This window comes from Marinobacter sp. ATCH36 (genome assembly GCF_023555055.1).
Lineage (GTDB): Bacteria > Pseudomonadota > Gammaproteobacteria > Pseudomonadales > Oleiphilaceae > Marinobacter.
In genome coordinates this window covers 401,721-419,661 of record NZ_JAMJPL010000002.1, presented here as the reverse complement: position 1 = coordinate 419,661, position 17,941 = coordinate 401,721, and the positions used below count along the sequence as shown (strand labels likewise).

Here is a 17,941-nt window from a genome sequence, read left to right as displayed (position 1 = left end):
GAAGAATGAGTAAGCAAGACCTGTTTGATCTGAGCGGAAAAGTGGCCCTGATTACCGGCGCCAGCCGTGGTATCGGCGAGAGCATCGCACGCACACTGGCCAATTATGGCGCCCACGTGATTGTCAGCAGCCGCAAAATCGATGGTTGCGAAGCCGTGGCCAGCAGCATCCGCGAAGACGGTGGCAGTGCCGAAGCCTATGCCTGCCACATCGGGGAAATGGACCAGATTGAAGACATCTGGCAGCACATCGAATCGAAGCACGGCAAGCTGGATGTGCTGGTGAACAACGCCGCAGCCAATCCCTATTTCGGCCCCATTGAAGACACTGACCTGGGCGCCTACCACAAGACCGTGGACGTGAATATTCGCGGCTACTTCTTCATGTGCGCCCGTGGCGCGCAGATCATGAAGAACAACGGTGGCGGTTCCATTATCAACGTGGCATCGGTTAATGGCGTGAACCCTGGCCACTTCCAGGGTATCTACTCGGTGACCAAGGCGGCGGTTATCTCCATGACCAAATCCTTTGCCATGGAACTGGGCCAACAGAAGGTGCGGGTGAATGCTCTGTTGCCGGGGCTGACCGATACCAAGTTTGCCAGTGCACTGACCAGCAACGAGGCTATCAAGAAGCAGGCTATGGCCCACATCCCCATGAAACGGGTAGCCGATCCCGACGAAATGGCGGGAACGGTTCTGTACCTGGCGTCCGGGGCTTCAAGCTATACCACAGGCACCTGCATCAACGTGGATGGTGGCTACCTGACCATCTGATGTCAGCTGTTCCGGCTTTCGGTATCCTCGCTAACGCAGGCGAGGGTATCGAAATCACCTGCCAGTTCTTCCGCGCGACCCAGCAGATGATCAAGGTGGCGCTGGTCGGCCTGCTGTAACAGTGATGTCATCAGCTCCGCCATGGCCGTCCGGCTCTCGGACATCATTTGCTGATACCTCTCCCCGCGCACTGCTTCATTGTTGTCGATCAGATAACTGATGCGGCCGGCAAATCCGTCGCTGTCTCTTTGCTCGAGTGCATCCAGCAACGCCTGTTGCCAGTTGCGCCGGCCTTCCAGCCAGATTTCCGTTTGTTCGCCCCGGGCTTCGGACCAGGCGCTGACAGTTTCCCGCTGACGATCATTCAGGGAGCCTAACCAGCGTTCAACCCGTTCTGTGGTGCGCTCTGCCCGGGCCGTACGGGTTTTTTCAGCATCGTCTGCCAGAAACTCCTCCTCCAGTTCCTCCTGGCTGTCCTTCATGTTGGTTGCCAGTTGCCGTACCTGTTCGTCACTGAGGCTTGCCAGTAATTCTGTCGCTGCGGGCTTGGCGCGATCCATCAATGGCGGGAAGAAAGAAAACAATGTGTCCTGATGCCCGGCAACCGTCGACGCATCGAGATCACCATTGCGAACGTCGCGTTTCAGCCGGGTAAGCCATTCGGAATATCGCGGCAATTCGGTGCTGCAATGCCACTGGCGAAGATCGCGAATGTCCTGTTCAAGCCGGGACTCCTGTTCCGACGTCATGGGAACGTAATCGTCTACCCACCATACAATTCCCCAGTCTGCATATCGATAAGCCAGCTTGGTTGAGCTGCACCCCGCCAATATCAGAACGCTGAAAAACGTAAAAAGAAAAGTGCGAACCATAAATGCCTACCTTGGTGGCTTTGGTGTTTCATACGAAGGCCGATGGCATTCAGATGGAGTTCACGGGCGGCCGAACGAATTGTCAAATTTTGTGGATCCGATTTCAGCATACACCCGTAAGTTGCTTTTACGTACAGGTCAGGGACGGAACCTGTGCAGGTTCGAACCACTTTTATCAGGTAAACGATCAATCTGCATAGAAGGAGCAGAACAATGACAAGCAAATATGCATTACCGTTAGTGGTTGCGAGCTCGATTATGCTCGCAGGATGTTTTGATGGTTCCAGTAGTTCCTCTGGCCCTGCGTCGATTACAGCGCAGGTTCGCGTAATTCATGCCTCACCGGATGCACCTCCGGTCAATATCCTCGTAAATGGAGAGGCCGCAGTCGAGGGTGCAGATTATAAGCAGGCAGTCCTGCTGACACCTGAACCGGGCGATTATGAAATCGCAGTTGAAGGCATAGTTCCTGGTGGCAATTCAATTGTCATAGGACCAGCAGACTTCAGTTTCGAGGCAGAAAACCGTTATAACGTTGTGGCAATTGGTCCAGTCAGTAGCATCAGCCCGCTTGTGTTCGTCGAAGATGAGCCTGACTTCAGTTCAACCAGTGAAGTTCGGCTAATGATTGGTCATCTCGCACCTAACGCGCCGAATGTTGATATCTATGTAACCGCTGCGGGCGAAGGTAATGACCTGTCCGCGGAGGATGGGCCATTGCTGGCGGACGTGCCTTATGAAACCGTCACCGAGGAACCATTGATTGTTCCGGCTGGGGAGTATCGAATTCAAATTACTGCCGCAGGCGCGTTTGATCCGGTTTTCGATAGTGGTGATGTGACACTGCCGGCCGGTGGCGACCTGTTCATCGGTGCAGTGCAGAACACCGGCGCGAACTTTTCCAAAGACGGAGCGAGTCCGATCAGCCTCATTGTTGTCGATGGTGCGGATGTATCGGAAATTTATGACGCTAATCAGGGAGCGGGCGTTCGGGTCGTCCACGCTTCGTCCGATGCGCCCGATGTTGATGTTCTTGTCGACGGTGGTGTGACACCTCTCACGAACATCGCGTTTGGTGACGTCTCTCCAAGCGGCATCTTGGACGGATATGCAGTTTTACCTGGCGGCGAGACAACGCTCGGGGTGGCCGCTACGGGCACTACCGATCCAGTCATAGAAACTGTTGAAGATCTGGCAAATGGTAAAGGATATACAGTTCTTGCTGTGGGTCAGTTGGAGAACATTGAAGGGCTGGTGGAAGAGGATGAAGTCCGTCGCATCTCAACGCAAGCGTCTTTGAGAATTATTCACGCTTCTGCGCTGGCCGGCAACGTCGATGTTTATCTGGTACCTGGAAGCCAGGATGGAATTGGAAACTCCGAGCCAACACTGGCAGATGTGCCGTTCAAGGCTGTTACTGACTACCTTCCGGTGGCAGGTGGCACCTACAACGTGTATATCGCAACAGCTGGTACAGGTACTCCGGCGATCACTGCAGAGAACATTGAGTTGAATGACGGGCAGATTTACACGGCAGTCGCTCGTGATGCCGACCCTGATGCCATGCCCCCTCTGGATACGCTTGGCCTTATTCTGTTCGATGATTTTATAGCGGCAGAACCGAACTGATCCAAGTTATGCAGTGGTAACGTACAACACTGTGTAATTTGTAAAAGCGTTGACATATTGCATTGTTTATAAAGTACGCCCCGGATTTTCCGGGGCTTTTTATAACCAACCTTCCAAAATTGGCAGTTACCGAGTCTCGATATTGCCTTCCTCGTCTGAAATAACAATCTCCACCCGACGATTCTGCTGTCGGCCGCCGGAGCTGTCATTGCTGGCCACGGGGTACTGCTCACCAAATCCCTTTGTTTCTACCCGGTCACGGCTGATACCCATGTCGACCAGAGCATCGCGTACTGCTTCCGCTCGGCGCTCAGACAGCCCCTGGTTGTAGGAAGCCTCACCGGTGCTGTCGGTATATCCTTCAACGCGTACCCTGCGCTCTTCATATTCCCGCATGAACTCTGCCAGCCGTTCAACAGTCGCTTCACCGGAAGATTTCAGTTCAGCGCGGTTGAGATCGAACAGTACATCACCAAGGGTCAGCACCATTCCACGGTCCGTTTGCTCGGCCTGCATCTCTTCCATTTGCCGGCGAAGTTCTGCGGCTTCCTGTCTGGCCTGTTCTGCCTCACTGGAACTCATCTGCAACTCCAGCTCCTTGCGGCGCTCTTCGGCAGAATTGATCTGTTCCTGCAGTTCCGCACGCTCACCCTGTTCGGCGGCAATTTGTGCATGTCGGTTGGCAAGATAGGCCGCATGCTCAATCTCGACAATGTCTTCGCCGTCGGCCAGCAAAGATTCCGCACGAGACAGCTGGTCTCTGGCGTTCCTCAGCTGACGATCGCCACTGCGAGCCACGTTCGGATCGTTCCTTATTTCGTCGTAAGAGGCCCTGGCCTCATCGACTTTCTGGTTGTCCTGAGGTGTGCTGGCACATCCGGCCATCAGGACAGAGAAGCTTACAGCCATGCCCAAAGTCATGTTGCGCTTGTTCATAATAATCTCCTGTTTCCGCTGAGGCCTTACTGGCGATCTTCAATTCGTTGGCGAAGAGACTCAATGTTGCTGTTAATCTCTTCAACTGCCTGCTGTGCCTTTGCGGTGTCAGAGCGGGCACCCGCCAGTTGCGCATCCACGGTTGCCTGCTCAAGAAGGCGGTTGGCTTCCCTGTATTTCTCTGCTTCGATCATCTCTTCGGCATCGGCCACCTTGTTCTGCGCTTGGTTCAGGAGCACTGGCTCGAAGTTTCTGGCGTCAGATGACACCGCCTGTTGGATGGCGGACTCGGCAGTTCGCAACTGGCCATCTGGCCGTTCGCCAGAACTGGCACAGCCACCCACAACGACAGCGATGCCAAGAATGCTTGCAGCGCCTAACATCGAAGTATGCTTGTTCATGCACTATCTCCTTCCAGTGAAGGGCGGGGACCATTTGCCTCGCCCGAACTCAAGTAGACATCTCTGTACACGGAACACCCTTTTGCAGGGACGACGTTCTCTGATCAAAGTGCCTGCTTCCGCTACGCATAAGGTTAGCAGGCAGTTCAGAACCCGGCATGAAGGTTTGGAAAGAAACTTCGGTACCGATCGTTTCCTCGGCTCTTGCGGTGGTCGTCAAACTTGACATGTGTCGCTTGAAAATTCCGGGGTGTTGACTAGCTTTTTGTTATACACATCTGAAAGGCGGGTTTATGGATGACCAACCAGCTTCGTCACAGGAGCATAGACAGAAGTACGAACTGCGGCTGTTTGTTTTTCTGATCGTTTTTCTTTTCCCCATTCTCTCGGTTGCTGTTGTTGGCGGCTACGGCTTCATTGTCTGGATGTCCCAGATTCTGATGGGGCCGCCTGGGCCACCCGGTTGAGGAGCACTCATGGCAGTCTCTCTGGCCCGCCGTGCTTTTCTTCGGAGCGGCAAACCACTGGCATCAGAGCACCGGCCACCCTGGACTGGTGAAGACTTTGTCGACGCATGCGTGCGTTGCGGCGACTGTATAAACGCCTGTCCTGAGGGCATTCTTCAGAAAGGAGACGGCGGCTTCCCACAAATTCATTTCAATCATGATGGCTGCACGTTTTGTCAGGAATGCGTGCATGCCTGTGACGAACCGGTCTTCGACCTCGCACGGGATGCTTTCCAGTGGCGTGCGGGCATTCGTGATAATTGCCTGGCAAAAGCCGGAATTCATTGCCAGAGCTGCCAGGATGCCTGTGACACAGAGGCGATATCATTTCGCTACAGCGTAGGCCAAGTGCCGCGACCGGAGGTTGATGCGGGCAGTTGCACGGGATGTGGTGCATGCGTCGCTGTCTGTCCGCAGGATGCCATTGATCTGGTTGTTCCAGAGCACGAGCGAGTGAATGAACAAACCGTAATCACGGACAAGGGGTAATCCATGCCGGAACCGTCCGCGGACGAACTGCATATTGCCAGTTTTATCGTTCATTGCTGGCCGGATCACCTTGAGGCCATCAAGGTACAGGTCAATCGAACAGAGGGCCTTGAAACCGGGGCTGAATCGCCGGAAGGCAAGCTGGTGGTCATTGCCGAAGGTCCTCACCAGGGGCGCCTTCTGGAAACTGTGGAACTGCTGGAAAGCCAGCCAGGCGTTCTGGAGTGCATCCTGGTCTACCACGAACTGATGTCGGCGGCCGAAGCCAATCACGAAATGATTGATCTGAACAAAACACAATAAACCTGATGACAGGGATATAGCCATGAACCTGACACGACGTGAATTCGCCAAGGCCAATGCGCTGGCCCTCGGTGCCTCGGCTGCGGGGCTGTCAATTCCAGCCGCGGCCAGTAACCTGATCACCAACGCAGAGCTCACGGAACTGAAGTGGAGCAAAGCACCGTGTCGCTTCTGTGGAACCGGATGCAGCGTTATGGTTGCCACCAAGGACAATCAGATTGTCGCCACCCACGGCGACACCCAGTCTGAGGTGAACCGTGGCCTGAACTGTGTCAAAGGGTACTTTCTCTCCAAGATCCTCTACGGGCGGGACCGACTCACCAAACCCCTGTTGCGCAAGCGAGATGGCAAGTTTCACAAGGAAGGTGAATTTCAGGAAGTCAGCTGGGACGAAGCCCTTGATGTGATGGCTGAGAAATTCACCTCGTCCATAAGAGAACATGGCCCGGACAGTGTCGGTATGTTCGGCTCGGGCCAGTGGACAATCTGGGAGGGCTACGCAGCAAGTAAGCTGTTCAAGGCGGGGTTCCGCACCAATAACATTGACCCGAACGCACGGCATTGCATGGCGTCCGCGGTGGCCGGCTTTATGCGCACCTTCGGCTCGGACGAACCCATGGGTGTGTATGACGATATCGAGAACGCCGATGCATTCGTGCTCTGGGGTTCAAACATGGCGGAAATGCACCCGATCCTGTGGACGCGGGTCACTGACCGTCGGTTATCTCATCCTTCCACGGAAGTGGCGGTGCTCTCCACCTACAAACATCGCTCATTTGATCTCGCCGACCTCCCCATGGTGATGACGCCTAATGCGGACATTGCCATCCTCAACTATATCGCCAATTACATTATCCAGAACGACGCGGTGAATACGGACTTCGTCAATAAGCACACCAAGTTTGTGAAGGGCGCGGACGATATCGGTTATGGCCTGCGCCCGGAAGATCCCCGCGAGCAGAAGGCAAAAAATGCCAACAACGCCAATAGCTTCGACGACATGAGCTTTGAAGCCTTTGCTGAGTATGTAAGCGAGTACGATCTGGAGCGTGCGGTCAGGGAGTCTGGTGTTCAGGCCGATCGGCTTGAGCGGTTGGCCAAGCTCTATGCCGACCCGGACAAGCGCGTAACCACCTTCTGGACCATGGGTGTTAACCAGCATACCCGTGGCGTCTGGGTTAACAACCTGATCTATAACGTGCACCTGCTGACTGGCAAAATTGCCACCCCGGGCAATAGCCCGTTCTCCCTGACCGGTCAGCCTTCCGCCTGCGGTACCGCCCGGGAGGTGGGCACATTTGCGCACCGGTTGCCGGCGGACATGGTGGTGGCTAACCCGGAGCACCGGGCAAAGGCAGAAAAAATCTGGAAACTGCCGGAAGGCACTATTCCCGGGAAAGTCGGTTATCACGCCGTACTGCAGAGCAGAATGCTGAAAGACAGCAAGCTGCGGGTGTACTGGACACAGGTCACCAACAACATCCAGGCCGGCCCCAATACCATGCAGGAAACGCTGCCAGGCTGGCGTAATCCGGATACCTTCATCATCGTTTCCGATATTTACCCCACGGTGTCTGCCCAGGCGGCAGATCTGATCCTGCCCTCTGCAGGCTGGGTTGAGAAAGAGGGTGCCTATGGCAACGCGGAACGTCGCACCCAATTCTGGCAGCAACTGGTGAAGGCTCCGGGCGAGGCCAGGTCCGACCTCTGGCAAACAGTGGCCCTGGCCAAGCGCATCAAGGTTGCTGATGTGTGGCCGGAGGATCTGTTGTCCAAGGCTCCCGAGATGCGGGACAAGACCCTGTTTGATGTGCTCTATCGCAACGGCAACGTGGATGCCTACCCGCCGGAGGACCTGAATCCGGAGTATGGCAACCACGAGGCAGATGATTTTGGTTTCTATATCCAGAAAGGCCTGTTCGAGGAGTATCGGCAGTTTGGTAAAGGCAAGGGTAAGGACCTGGCCGATTTCGACACTTACCACAATACCCGCGGCCTGCGTTGGCCGGTGGTGGATGGCAAGGAAACCCTCTGGCGTTACCGCGAAGGGTCTGACCCTTACGTGGCAGAAGGCAGTGGTTTCCAGTTCTACGGCAATGCTGATAACCGGGCACGGATATTTGCGGTACCTCACGAGGCACCACCCGAGTCGCCGGACGAGGAGTACCCCTTCTGGCTTTGTACTGGCCGGGTGCTTGAGCATTGGCATACCGGCTCCATGACGCGGCGTGTCAGTGAATTGCACAAGGCGGTACCAGATGCTCTGCTGTATATGAATGCCGAAGATGCCCGGGATAAAGGCTTCCGCCGGGGCAGCGAGGTACTGGTGGCCAGTCGAAGGGGCGAAGTGCGACTGCGGGTGGAAACCCGGGGCCGTGTCAGCGTGCCAAAAGGCATGGTGTATGTGCCTTTCTTTGATGCCGGAAAGATCATCAACAAGGTCACGCTGGACGCGACCGACCCGATTTCCAAGCAGACGGATTTCAAGAAGTGTGCCGTTCGTCTGGAACTGGTCAATCTGGCTTGAGGAGACACATCATGAAAAAGCTGATCGCTATCCTGCTGACGGCCTCCCTTGCCATGGTTGCTATGGCAGAGTCGCCCTCCATGTCGCCATCTTCGCCGGATGGTCTCCGCCAAGGCGGAACCTTGGGTGAAGTGACGGACGCACCTCCGATTGCCGGAGACCCGAGAACCGTCAAACGGGAGGTACGCAACTATCCCGAACAACCACCGGTAATACCCCACAGCATCCGGGATTACCAGGTGGACAAGCGCTTCAATCGTTGCCTGGACTGTCACAGCCGCGAGGCAGCACCATCGGCCGGTGCACCTATGGTGAGCGTGACCCATTTTATGGATCGTCACTTTCAGGTCAGGGCGGAAGTGACGCCTGGCCGGTTTTTCTGTACCCAGTGTCACGTGCCTCAAACGGACGCAGAGGCTCTGGTGGAGTCGGACTTCAAGCCCATCGATCAGGTTATCCGTGAGGGTGATCGGGGGGAAACCCAATGATGGATCGGCTGAAGTATTACTGGCGCCTGCTACGAAAGCCCAGCGTTCATTACAGTCTGGGTTTCCTGACGCTGGGGGGATTTCTGGCGGGCATCATATTCTGGGGCGGCTTTAATACAGCCCTGGAAGTCACCAACACCGAGCAGTTCTGTACCGGGTGTCATGAGATGTACAGCAATCCGTATGAAGAACTGAAAGGAACCATTCACTACAGCAACCGCTCCGGGGTCCGTGCGGAATGCTCCGACTGCCACGTGCCTCACGACTGGACCCACAAGATTGGGCGTAAGATGGAAGCATCCAAGGAAGTCTGGGGCTGGTTGTTCGGCTCGATCAATACCCCAGAAAAGTTCGAGGCCAAGCGCCTTGAACTGGCCCAGCGGGAATGGCACCGGCTGAAAGCCAATGACTCACTGGAATGCCGCAACTGCCATGAGTTCGAGTCCATGGACTTTACGCTGCAGGATCCGCGCGCGGCGGAAGCCCACTCCACGGCTCTGACTGACGAAGGAGGCGAAACCTGTATCGACTGCCACAAAGGCATTGCCCACGAGCTGCCGGATATGGCAGGTGTGAACCGCTAAAGGGAAGTGGCTGCGCCAGGCCTTTTACGGCAATGGCTCAACGAATCTCGGTGCCGCTGGATGGCGCCTGTGAAAGCGTTGTTCCGGTGGGCGGGCGGTGATGAAGAGAGTAGATAATCCGGTCCAGCACCGCCTGACCGTTCCAGGCCGGATCATTGTTGACCATGCCGACAACAGCCCAGGTGGTGTCTGTATCATCGCGGGTAAAGCCGGCAATAGAGCGAACGTTTTCCAGATAACCGGTCTTGATCCGGCCTTTGCCGTCAAGGCCCGCATTCCTGAGTCTTCTGGCCATGGTGCCATCCATCGCAATCAGCGGCATGGAAGCCATCAGATCTGCTGAATAATCGCTGTTCCAGGCGTGTTGAAGAATCTGTGCACCCTGGCGGGCAGTTATTCGGCCGTGGCGGGTCAGGCCAGCGCCATTATCGATAACCATTCCCGCCGTGTTGATGCCCTTGTCCTGAAGCCACTGGTAAATCACGCGGATGCCGGCAACCCGGTCATCTTCATCGTCATCCAGCCGGTACTTGGCACCAATGGTCAGCAATAGCTGTCGGGCCATGACATTGCTGCTCCACTTATTGATGTCGCGCACCATTGTTACCAGGTCGGGCGAGGTAGTTTTCAGTATCAGTCGGGCGTCTTCGGGTGTGTTCGCCAGCAGGCTCTTACCGCTGATCTCGATGCCCATATCCGTCAGCAGTGAACGTATCAGGGAAGCAGTGTATTGCTCGTGGGGCAACACGGACAGATAGGCGGTGGTGCGACAACCCTGGGGCAGCTCACCGGTTACCCTGACGGTTACCCTGTGGTCTTCGTGAAAGATGGGCTCCCAGTCAAAGCTTCTGCGAGCAGGGCAGGGCCCTTCAGCCGCTGCGGTCACCCGGTTGTCGATGATAACGTCGTTCAGTGAGGGGGCACTCCATGCCTGGGTGCCGCGCTCGTCGGCCCGCACCTGGAAATGCACCAGGTTGAGATTGGTGAGGTAGGGCGAGGGCTGAACCAGGAACGGCGCATGGGGATTGTCGCCGTTGTCGTCGAAAACAGGCAGCCCGTCGGCCAGTTTGAACACGTCACCGTCCAGCACCAGGTTGCCATTGATGGTGCTGATGCCCATGCCGCGAAGCTCGCTCAGGGTGCTCCAAAGGCGTTCGATGGTCAGTTTCGGGTCACCGCCCAAATCAACATAGAAGTTGCCGTTGAGCGTGTCGCCAACGAGTTCGCCGTCGGTATAGAAGTTGGTATCCCAATGATAGGTCGGCCCCAGGGTTTCCAGTGCTGCATAGGTGGTGATCAGCTTGATAATGGAACCGGGGCTCATCAGCGCATCGGCGTTGATATATTGCTCAATGCCCGGGCCGTTCAGGGGAATGGCTGCCATGCTCAGTGCCTGCTCGTCATTCAGGGACTGAAATGCGTAATCGCGTACCTGGCTGCTCCAGGTTTTCTTGGTGGCGCTGGCTTCCGCCGGGTCCGCTGCGTGGGCGGTGCCAAACGAAAGTGCGGCTGCCATGGCAGAAACGAGCAGATGCATTACCACTCGACCATGCTGTGGGGCAGTTCCATTGGGTGACTTGTCAGGGTGGCTTCGTGCCTTCAGCAACATGGTGCAGCGCTCGTTAATTCTTGATTTACTAACGATAGCCTAAAAATTGCACTCATACTATGTGGAAAGGCTCTACATGACGTTAAAAAATGCCAGTAGTGTCGTTGTTTCTACTGCATTTTTGTAAATGGATGTAAGTGGTCTAGTTTATCAATAGGTTAGACCCCGGACAAATCCGGGCGTTATGGCCCTAACGGGAACAGAACCCGAATCTGCGCGGGTGCGTAACAAAAGCATGTGTGCAATGAACACCGGAGGATGACCCATGGCTCTACCATTGTCACGACGACAGTTCCTGGCCGTACTGGCGGCCACTGGCCTTTCACTTCGGATGCCGGCTCTGATCGCTGCACCCGGCGGTAAGGCTATCACCCGTCCGATTCCGTCTTCCGGAGAACAACTGCCAGTCATTGGCATGGGTACCTGGCGTACCTTCAACGTAGGTGGAGACCGGAAGCTTGTGAGTGAGCGAACGGACGTGTTGAAGGTGTTCTTCGAATCGGGCGGCACGCTGGTGGATTCGTCGCCCATGTACGGCTCGGCCGACGATGTGATGGGAGAGGCCTTGGAAAGTCTGAATGCCCACGACAGGGTCTTCTCTGCGAACAAAATCTGGACCCGGGACGGTGATGCCACACGAGAGCAGGACAGGGAGACCCGGCAGAAATGGGGTATCGACCGCTTTGACCTGCAGCAGGTACACAACCTGTTGGCGTGGGAGTCACATCTGGAGACCCTGAAGCAGATGAAGGCGGATGGGGATATTCGATACCTGGGTATCACCACCTCCCACGGCCGCCGCCATCGGGATCTCGCGCGGATCATGGAGCAGGAGCCTCTGGATTTCGTGCAACTGACCTACAATGTGCTGGACCGGGAAGCCGAGCAACGCCTGTTGCCACTGGCCAGGGAGCGGGGCATTGCAGTCATCGTGAATCGTCCCTTCCAGGGTGGCAGCCTGTTCCGTCGTTACCAGTCCGAGCCGCTGCCCGGGTGGGCGGAAGAGGCTGGCTGCAGCAACTGGGCGGAGTTTTTCCTCAAGTTTATTATTGCTCACCCGGCGGTCACCTGTGCCATTCCCGCGACAACCCGTGTGGAGCACATGGAGGAGAATATGGGGGCTTTGTACGGGAAACTTCCGGATGAACAACAGCGCCGGCAGATGGCAGATTATGTGGCGGGGTTATGACGGATGTGAATTGGCTGAACTATTCCCTGTCGGATTTTCTGATGTTCGGGCCGGAGGTGTTTCTCCGGCTGTTTGTTCGTATCAATCAGGATTTCTGGCCCTGGCAGGGCATCGCGGTGGCCATGATGGTGCTCATCGCCGGGTTGCTGGTACGTGGTGACACGCTGGCTAAACGAGGCATTCTGCTGCTGTTGGCGGCAGCGTGGGTTTGGAGTGGTGCCGGCTTTCTGATGGAGTATTACGGGCCTGTCAACACGCCCGCTGTCTGGTTCGGCTGGGCCTTTATTCTGCAAGCTGCACTATTGACCGTGGCGGCGCTGGTATGGCCCTGGGATGGGCGTTCTGCCGTGGTTGCGCGCCGCAGGCAGGCTGGCATCGGATGGTTGGTGGCAGCAATTTTGCTGCCGCTGCTGCCGGCGGCCCAGACCGGCAACTGGCAGGCTGTTGCGCTGTTCGGCATTGCGCCCGATGTTACGGTTGCCGCAACAGTACCTTGCCTGCTGCTGTTGCCCAGACGGATACGCTGGCTGTTTCTGGTGCTGCCCATTCTCTGGTGCCTGTTCAGTGCAGCGACCCTGTGGACTTTGGGTACACGGCTGATGTTTCTCCTTCCCGGTGCCGCACTGGTACTGGCAATTGTTGGCTTCTGGATCAGTCCCAGGCAGGTGCAAAACCGGGGTTAGCAATTCGCTCGCCGCGGTCCAGTTTGTCTATTTCGGCAATTTCTTCTGCGCTGAGTGTGATGTCGAGCGCGTCCAGATTGGCTTTCTGGTGCTGGGGGCGCGTTGATGACGGAATCGGAACCACACCGCGTGACGCTACCCAGGCAAGGGCGATCTGCGCCGGCGACATATTGTGCTCGCGGCCAATGCGGATCAGGGTTTCATCTTCCATTACCTTGCCTACGGCGAGCGGCATGTAGCCGGTCACGGTGATGCCCAGTTTCCGGGCATGGTCTACCACCTTGCGGTTGGCCAGGAAGGGGTGGACTTCGACCTGGTTGGTAAAAATGGGTGTCTCCCCAAGGATCGCTTTTGCCTGGTCCATCTGGGCGCAGGTAAAGTTGGAGATGCCGATGTGAGTGGTCAGCCCCTCCCGCTGTGCGTCCCGAAGGGCACCAAGATACTCGTCCATGGGCACTTCGTCGTCCGGTGAGGGCCAGTGGATCAGGGTAAGATCTACATGATCTGTCTTCAGCCGCGCCAGGCTGCCATGCAGACTGTTGATCAGGTCGCTCCGGCGAAGCTGGTCATGCCAGATTTTGGTGGTCAGGAAAATCTCGCGACGAGGGATGCCGCTGGAGGTAATGCCATCGCCCACTTCAGACTCATTGTCATACATCTGGGCGGTATCGATATGCCGGTAACCGAGCGAAAGGGCGCTTTTCACCGCCTCACGCGCGTCATTGCCTTTCAGGCGAAAGGTGCCCATACCGATGTTCGGAAGTGTGCTGAATGCCATAGTGTCCTCCTTTGCGAACGCTCTGACTTGTATGTGGTGCTCGCGCGCTGGTTCTTCAAGTGGCAGGTGGTTATCATACCGGCCGCGGAACGTGGCAAGCGTAATAATTATCGAGGATAAACCATGCTGACCGGGCAGTGCCTTTGTGGCGACATTAAACTGGAATACGACGGTCGACTGGGGCCGATAGCCCTGTGCCACTGCAGCCAGTGCCGGCGCGCCCACGGTAGTGCGTTTTCCGCCAGCGCACCGATACAGAAAATCCGTACCCGTTTCACGGCGGGTGAGGAACTGGTCCGTGAATACGAATCCCGCCCCGGCAAGTATCGCGGCTTCTGCCCTCGTTGCGGCAGCCAGCTTTACAGCCGCGTTGATGCCATTCCCGGTATCCTGCGCCTGCGGGTTGGCATGATCAACGAACCTCTCGGTAAGGGGCCGGCATCACACGTCTACGTTGGCTCCAAGTCCGACTGGTTTACCATTACCGATGATATTCCACAGTACGATAAAACCGAGAGAACCTACGACCCCAACTGACGGCATCGGATCAGTCCGCGGGAACGACGCGGTAAACCTTGCCACTGGACTGATCAGTCAGCAGCCATAGAGCACCGTCCGGCCCCATCCTCACGTCCCGGATACGTTCGCCGAGATTTTCCAGCAGGTCCTCTTCCTCTTTGACCTCTTCGTTCTCGATGCTCAGACGCACCAGCTTTCGCATCTTCAGCGCTCCCACAAACAGGTCGCCCCGCCATTCAGGAAACAGATCGCCGGTGTAGAACGCCATGCCCGAGGGCGCGATGGACGGATCCCAGTAATGCAGCGGTTCTGTCACGCCTTCCATGGTGGTCTTGTCGGTAATGGGTATCCCTGAATAATCGATGCCATAAGTAACGTCTGGCCAGCCGTAATTGTTGCCAGCACGGATGATATTGATTTCGTCGCCACCTCTTGGCCCGTGCTCGTGGCTCCAGATTTCACCGGTTTCCGGATGAATGGTCATGCCCTGGATATTGCGGTTGCCATAGGTAAAGAAAGTGTCGTTTACGGATGAGTCATCGGTGAACGGGTTGCCTGTGGCCGGCTCGCCCTCAATGGTGAGGCGGTGAACGCCGCCAGCATCGTCATCCGTTGCCTGGGCCCGGTCCATTTCGCCTCTGTCACCCACGGCGACGTACAGGTTGCCAACGCGGTCAAATTCCATACGACCGGCGAAGTGGCGGCCTGTGGTGCCACGGGGCAGGGCTTCGAAAATCACTTCAACATCTGAAAGCCGGTTGCCTTCCATTTTTGCCCGTGCCACCCGTGTTGTCATGCCATCGCGGCTTATTTTGTGGGCATAACTGAGAAACAGGATCCGGTTGTCTTCGAATTCCGGATGCAGGATTACGTCGAGTAAGCCGCCCTGGCCTGAAACCACCAGGTCGGGGAGGCCGGTGATCGCTTGCTCCTGGAGTTTTCCGTCCTTTATGTGGCGTAACCGGCCCTCGCGTTCGGTTACCAGTTGGGAGCCATCCGGGAGGAAAGCCAGGCTCCAGGGGTGTTCCAGATTCTGTGCCACGGTTTCCAGCCGAAATTTCGCCTTATCGGAAGAGAAGATCTGTTCCGACAGGGCCGTTGCTGAAACCAGCACCAGGCTGAGGCCAATGATCAGGCGTGAGCAAGCTCGCATGGTAACCTCCGTTTCGGTTGGCATTGTTCAACAGGTGGCTAATGTTTGAGGATAGCAGTAGGAGTGCGCTGCAACTAGAAGTCCTACCGCAACACAAATATAGAGTGATAAAAGCTAAGTGGATCACTGATTTGGTATTTAAAATGATAACGATTCGTATTATTATATGCAGGCAATATGCAACCCTCTTCTACATCCTGAAACGGAGAAAACGATGTCCCGAGTTCCGGAACGCGTGTTCCGCCGCAAGGCGCTGTTCACTGCAATTGTTTGCGCAACCCTGCCGGCATTCGCTTCGGCCCAGGAAGATCAGCCTGTAACACTCGAAGAACTGGATGTGACTGCTGAGCGTGGCCAGGTTTCGTCGGAGTCCACTGGCAGTTACACCAGCGGCGCAACCACAACCTCCATGAAGATGGAGCTCGGCCACCGGGAAACACCGCAGGCAATTACTGTTGTGACGCGGGAGCAGATGGACGATTTTGCCCAGAACGATATCAATGATGTTCTGGAGGGAACCACCGGCGTAACCGTGGAGTCCGTTGAGACAGATCGTACCTACTACACATCTCGTGGTTTCGATATCAACAACTTTCAGTACGATGGCGTCGGCCTGCCGGCGGTATACGACAATGTACAGGGCGAACTGGATACGGCTTTCTTTGACCGGGTGGAGGTGGTGCGCGGTGCGAACGGCCTGATGGCCGGTTCCGGTAACCCGGCGGCAACCGTCAACTTCATCCGCAAACGCCCGACAGCAGCGACCAATGCCTCTGTTGCAGTTACCGGGGGATCCTGGGACAGGAAGCGCATCGTCGGAGATGTATCCGGCACGGTTTCTGAATCTGGCGGCGTACGTGGACGTGTGGTAGCTGGTTACGAGGACAGGAATTCATACCTGGACCGTTACAGTAACGAAAAGCAGATGTTCTACGGCGTGCTTGAGGCAGACTTGACAGATACCACGCTGCTGACGCTCGGCCACTCAATCCAGACCTCGGATACTGATAGCCCGCTCTGGGGTGCCTTGCCCCTTTTCTATACTGATGGCACTGCAACAGACTTCGCCCGATCAACCAGCACCGCCTCGGACTGGTCTTACTGGGATAATACCCAGCACAACAGTTTTGTTGAGTTGCAGCAGGAACTGGCTGGCGGCTGGCGGGCCAAGGGCACTGTATTCCGGTTGGAAAATGACAGCGAATCAGAGTTGTTTTATCAATACGGCACGCCGGATTCGCAAACCGGGGACGGATTGCTGGCCTACCCGAGCCAATACGATCTCAACGTAGAGCAGTGGGTGATAGACGCCTACGCGACCGGCCCCTTTGAGCTGGCGAACCGGACCCATGAGATGGTGTTGGGGGCCACCTGGTCTCGCTCTGAAACCTTAGATGAATCGCGTTACGGCCAGGGTATAGGTGATCCACTGCCACCACTGAACGAGTGGGATGGCAATTACCCTCGCCCCGCATTCGATAATGGTGTTGGCGGGTCAGACTGGACGGATCGAGAGACCTCAACCTACGCTGCCGCCCGCTGGACTCTGACCGACAGCCTGACCGCCATTACTGGTGTTCGCCTGACCTGGCTTGACAGTAAAGGAACCAGCTACGGTGCCGAGAAAACAACCAGTTACGATGCAGTTGAAACACCTTACGCGGGTTTGATCTACGACCTGAACGACGATCACTCTGTTTACGCCAGTTACACCGAAATCTTCACACCGCAAACCGAGCTGGACATCAACCGGGACCGCCTGGACCCGATTGATGGTGTCAATTACGAACTGGGCCTCAAGAGTGAGTTCCTGAATGACCGGGTGAATACGACTGTTGCCCTTTTCCAGACAGAGCAACAGAATCTGGCGGAGTCTGCAGGAACCTTCCCGGGCACTCAGGACGCTTACTACCGGGGCGTGGACGGAGTTCAGAGTGAAGGTATTGAACTTGAGTTCGTGGGTGATGTAACCGAGCGTATCCAGCTATTTGCCGGCTACACCTATGTGAACATTGATGACGCTGATGGCAACTCCGCCAAACCCTTTGTCCCGGAGCATCTGGCGCAGCTGCGGGGAACCTGGAAAGTGCCGGGCGTCGAAGGCCTTGAGGTGGGCAGCAAGGTACGCTGGCAGTCGTCCATCAGCCAGGATCAGGGCCAGGCTTCAGCCGGGCCGAACGCTGGCGCAGATATCACTACCGAGCAGGAGAGCTACGCAGTGGTTGATGTAATGGCCAGCTACGACTTCGCCCGTGACTGGAATGCCACGCTGAACGTGAACAATGTGACCGACGAGAAATACATCGAAAGTCTTAAAAAGTTTGGTGCCTCAGCCCAGGGTTTTTACGGAGAGCCGGCAAACGCCAGCCTGACGGTTTCCTGGGTCTACTGATCTGGCGGAAGTAGAGTGAGGGCGGGAAATACTCCCGCCCCTTATTCATTGCAAAAGGGAGGAAAAGGAATGACACCCGAACAGGAAATGATTGAAGGATTAAAGCT

General features: G+C 56.2%; 18 protein-coding genes. 12 read left to right on the top strand and 6 right to left on the bottom strand.

Features of this window, described 5'->3' with window-relative positions; all coding sequences use genetic code 11:
• Positions 1-5 precede the first annotated feature (5 nt).
• Positions 6-776, top strand: coding sequence for an SDR family oxidoreductase (locus tag M8010_RS09695; protein WP_250090765.1), 771 nt, complete (start codon positions 6-8; stop codon positions 774-776).
• Positions 777-778: 2 nt separating this feature from the next.
• Here the strand turns inward: M8010_RS09695 and M8010_RS09690 are convergent, their stop codons facing one another.
• Entirely contained in the window at positions 779-1,648 is an 870-nt protein-coding gene (locus M8010_RS09690; RefSeq protein WP_250090764.1) for a DUF6279 family lipoprotein, read from the bottom strand.
• A gap of 213 nt (positions 1,649-1,861) precedes the next feature.
• Here M8010_RS09690 and M8010_RS09685 point away from each other — a divergent pair, with 213 nt between their 5' ends.
• Positions 1,862-3,277 carry a DUF4397 domain-containing protein gene (locus tag M8010_RS09685; RefSeq protein WP_250090762.1) on the top strand — a complete coding sequence of 472 codons (1,416 nt, stop codon included), beginning with the start codon at positions 1,862-1,864 and terminating at the stop codon, positions 3,275-3,277.
• 126 nt (positions 3,278-3,403) lie between these two features.
• On the opposite strand, the gene M8010_RS09680 is transcribed toward M8010_RS09685, so the two are convergent.
• Entirely contained in the window at positions 3,404-4,213 is an 810-nt protein-coding gene (locus tag M8010_RS09680) for an OmpA family protein (RefSeq protein ID WP_250090761.1), read from the bottom strand.
• A gap of 26 nt (positions 4,214-4,239) precedes the next feature.
• Entirely contained in the window at positions 4,240-4,614 is a 375-nt protein-coding gene (locus M8010_RS09675) for a DUF4398 domain-containing protein (RefSeq protein ID WP_250090757.1), read from the bottom strand.
• 293 nt (positions 4,615-4,907) lie between these two features.
• Between M8010_RS09675 and napE the strand changes: the two genes are divergently transcribed.
• The 6 genes from napE to M8010_RS09645 are packed head-to-tail and all read left to right on the top strand — an operon-like array spanning position 4,908 to position 9,511.
• Complete coding sequence (gene napE / locus M8010_RS09670; RefSeq protein ID WP_250090755.1) at positions 4,908-5,081, top strand: periplasmic nitrate reductase, NapE protein; 174 nt, start codon at positions 4,908-4,910, stop codon at positions 5,079-5,081.
• A gap of 9 nt (positions 5,082-5,090) precedes the next feature.
• The gene (gene napF / locus M8010_RS09665; protein ID WP_250090754.1) at positions 5,091-5,609 is read left to right on the top strand and encodes a ferredoxin-type protein NapF; all 519 of its coding nucleotides are present in this window, start codon (positions 5,091-5,093) and stop codon (positions 5,607-5,609) included.
• A 3-nt stretch (positions 5,610-5,612) separates the two neighbouring features.
• Entirely contained in the window at positions 5,613-5,912 is a 300-nt protein-coding gene (locus M8010_RS09660; RefSeq protein ID WP_250090752.1) for a chaperone NapD, read from the top strand.
• A 22-nt stretch (positions 5,913-5,934) separates the two neighbouring features.
• A complete protein-coding gene (gene napA / locus M8010_RS09655; RefSeq protein WP_250090751.1) occupies positions 5,935-8,439 on the top strand; it encodes a nitrate reductase catalytic subunit NapA in 2,505 nt (834 codons plus the stop codon).
• A gap of 11 nt (positions 8,440-8,450) precedes the next feature.
• On the top strand, positions 8,451-8,927 hold the full coding sequence (locus M8010_RS09650; protein ID WP_250090749.1) for a nitrate reductase cytochrome c-type subunit: 477 nt from the start codon (positions 8,451-8,453) through the stop codon (positions 8,925-8,927).
• Positions 8,924-9,511: a NapC/NirT family cytochrome c gene (locus M8010_RS09645; protein ID WP_250090748.1), complete on the top strand. Its 588-nt coding sequence runs from the start codon at positions 8,924-8,926 to the stop codon at positions 9,509-9,511. Before M8010_RS09650 ends, M8010_RS09645 begins: the two co-directional genes overlap by 4 nt.
• 37 nt (positions 9,512-9,548) lie before the next feature.
• Here the strand turns inward: M8010_RS09645 and dacB are convergent, their stop codons facing one another.
• Positions 9,549-11,048: a D-alanyl-D-alanine carboxypeptidase/D-alanyl-D-alanine endopeptidase gene (dacB, locus tag M8010_RS09640; RefSeq protein ID WP_250090746.1), complete on the bottom strand. Its 1,500-nt coding sequence runs from the start codon at positions 11,046-11,048 to the stop codon at positions 9,549-9,551.
• Positions 11,049-11,385: 337 nt separating this feature from the next.
• Between dacB and M8010_RS09635 the strand changes: the two genes are divergently transcribed.
• Entirely contained in the window at positions 11,386-12,309 is a 924-nt protein-coding gene (locus tag M8010_RS09635; RefSeq protein ID WP_250090745.1) for an aldo/keto reductase, read from the top strand.
• Positions 12,306-12,992 (top strand): DUF6064 family protein, encoded by a 687-nt coding sequence (locus tag M8010_RS09630; RefSeq protein ID WP_250090743.1) that lies wholly within the window; start codon positions 12,306-12,308, stop codon positions 12,990-12,992. Before M8010_RS09635 ends, M8010_RS09630 begins: the two co-directional genes overlap by 4 nt.
• On the opposite strand, the gene dkgB is transcribed toward M8010_RS09630, so the two are convergent.
• Positions 12,961-13,770 carry a 2,5-didehydrogluconate reductase DkgB gene (gene dkgB, locus M8010_RS09625; protein WP_250090741.1) on the bottom strand — a complete coding sequence of 270 codons (810 nt, stop codon included), beginning with the start codon at positions 13,768-13,770 and terminating at the stop codon, positions 12,961-12,963. The genes M8010_RS09630 and dkgB overlap by 32 nt on opposite strands.
• Before the next feature lie 123 nt (positions 13,771-13,893).
• On the opposite strand from dkgB, the gene M8010_RS09620 reads away from it, so the two are divergent.
• Positions 13,894-14,307: a GFA family protein gene (locus tag M8010_RS09620; RefSeq protein ID WP_250090739.1), complete on the top strand. Its 414-nt coding sequence runs from the start codon at positions 13,894-13,896 to the stop codon at positions 14,305-14,307.
• Positions 14,308-14,317: 10 nt separating this feature from the next.
• Here M8010_RS09620 and M8010_RS09615 read toward each other — a convergent pair whose 3' ends face one another.
• On the bottom strand, positions 14,318-15,442 hold the full coding sequence (locus M8010_RS09615) for a PQQ-dependent sugar dehydrogenase (protein WP_250090738.1): 1,125 nt from the start codon (positions 15,440-15,442) through the stop codon (positions 14,318-14,320).
• A 214-nt stretch (positions 15,443-15,656) separates the two neighbouring features.
• On the opposite strand from M8010_RS09615, the gene M8010_RS09610 reads away from it, so the two are divergent.
• Positions 15,657-17,834, top strand: a complete 2,178-nt coding sequence (locus M8010_RS09610; RefSeq protein ID WP_250090736.1) for a TonB-dependent siderophore receptor — start codon at positions 15,657-15,659, stop codon at positions 17,832-17,834.
• Positions 17,835-17,941: the final 107 nt, after the last annotated feature.

Bases quoted from the DNA above. Each gene is read 5' to 3' on its own strand.
- M8010_RS09695 (WP_250090765.1), top strand. From the start codon at position 6: ATGAGTAAGCAAGACCTGTTTGATCTGAGCGGAAAAGTGGCCCTGATT.
- M8010_RS09690 (WP_250090764.1), bottom strand. From the start codon at position 1,648: ATGGTTCGCACTTTTCTTTTTACGTTTTTCAGCGTTCTGATATTGGCG.
- M8010_RS09685 (WP_250090762.1), top strand. From the start codon at position 1,862: ATGACAAGCAAATATGCATTACCGTTAGTGGTTGCGAGCTCGATTATG.
- M8010_RS09680 (WP_250090761.1), bottom strand. From the start codon at position 4,213: ATGAACAAGCGCAACATGACTTTGGGCATGGCTGTAAGCTTCTCTGTC.
- M8010_RS09675 (WP_250090757.1), bottom strand. From the start codon at position 4,614: ATGAACAAGCATACTTCGATGTTAGGCGCTGCAAGCATTCTTGGCATC.
- napE (WP_250090755.1), top strand. From the start codon at position 4,908: ATGGATGACCAACCAGCTTCGTCACAGGAGCATAGACAGAAGTACGAA.
- napF (WP_250090754.1), top strand. From the start codon at position 5,091: ATGGCAGTCTCTCTGGCCCGCCGTGCTTTTCTTCGGAGCGGCAAACCA.
- M8010_RS09660 (WP_250090752.1), top strand. From the start codon at position 5,613: ATGCCGGAACCGTCCGCGGACGAACTGCATATTGCCAGTTTTATCGTT.
- napA (WP_250090751.1), top strand. From the start codon at position 5,935: ATGAACCTGACACGACGTGAATTCGCCAAGGCCAATGCGCTGGCCCTC.
- M8010_RS09650 (WP_250090749.1), top strand. From the start codon at position 8,451: ATGAAAAAGCTGATCGCTATCCTGCTGACGGCCTCCCTTGCCATGGTT.
- M8010_RS09645 (WP_250090748.1), top strand. From the start codon at position 8,924: ATGATGGATCGGCTGAAGTATTACTGGCGCCTGCTACGAAAGCCCAGC.
- dacB (WP_250090746.1), bottom strand. From the start codon at position 11,048: ATGCATCTGCTCGTTTCTGCCATGGCAGCCGCACTTTCGTTTGGCACC.
- M8010_RS09635 (WP_250090745.1), top strand. From the start codon at position 11,386: ATGGCTCTACCATTGTCACGACGACAGTTCCTGGCCGTACTGGCGGCC.
- M8010_RS09630 (WP_250090743.1), top strand. From the start codon at position 12,306: ATGACGGATGTGAATTGGCTGAACTATTCCCTGTCGGATTTTCTGATG.
- dkgB (WP_250090741.1), bottom strand. From the start codon at position 13,770: ATGGCATTCAGCACACTTCCGAACATCGGTATGGGCACCTTTCGCCTG.
- M8010_RS09620 (WP_250090739.1), top strand. From the start codon at position 13,894: ATGCTGACCGGGCAGTGCCTTTGTGGCGACATTAAACTGGAATACGAC.
- M8010_RS09615 (WP_250090738.1), bottom strand. From the start codon at position 15,442: ATGCGAGCTTGCTCACGCCTGATCATTGGCCTCAGCCTGGTGCTGGTT.
- M8010_RS09610 (WP_250090736.1), top strand. From the start codon at position 15,657: ATGTCCCGAGTTCCGGAACGCGTGTTCCGCCGCAAGGCGCTGTTCACT.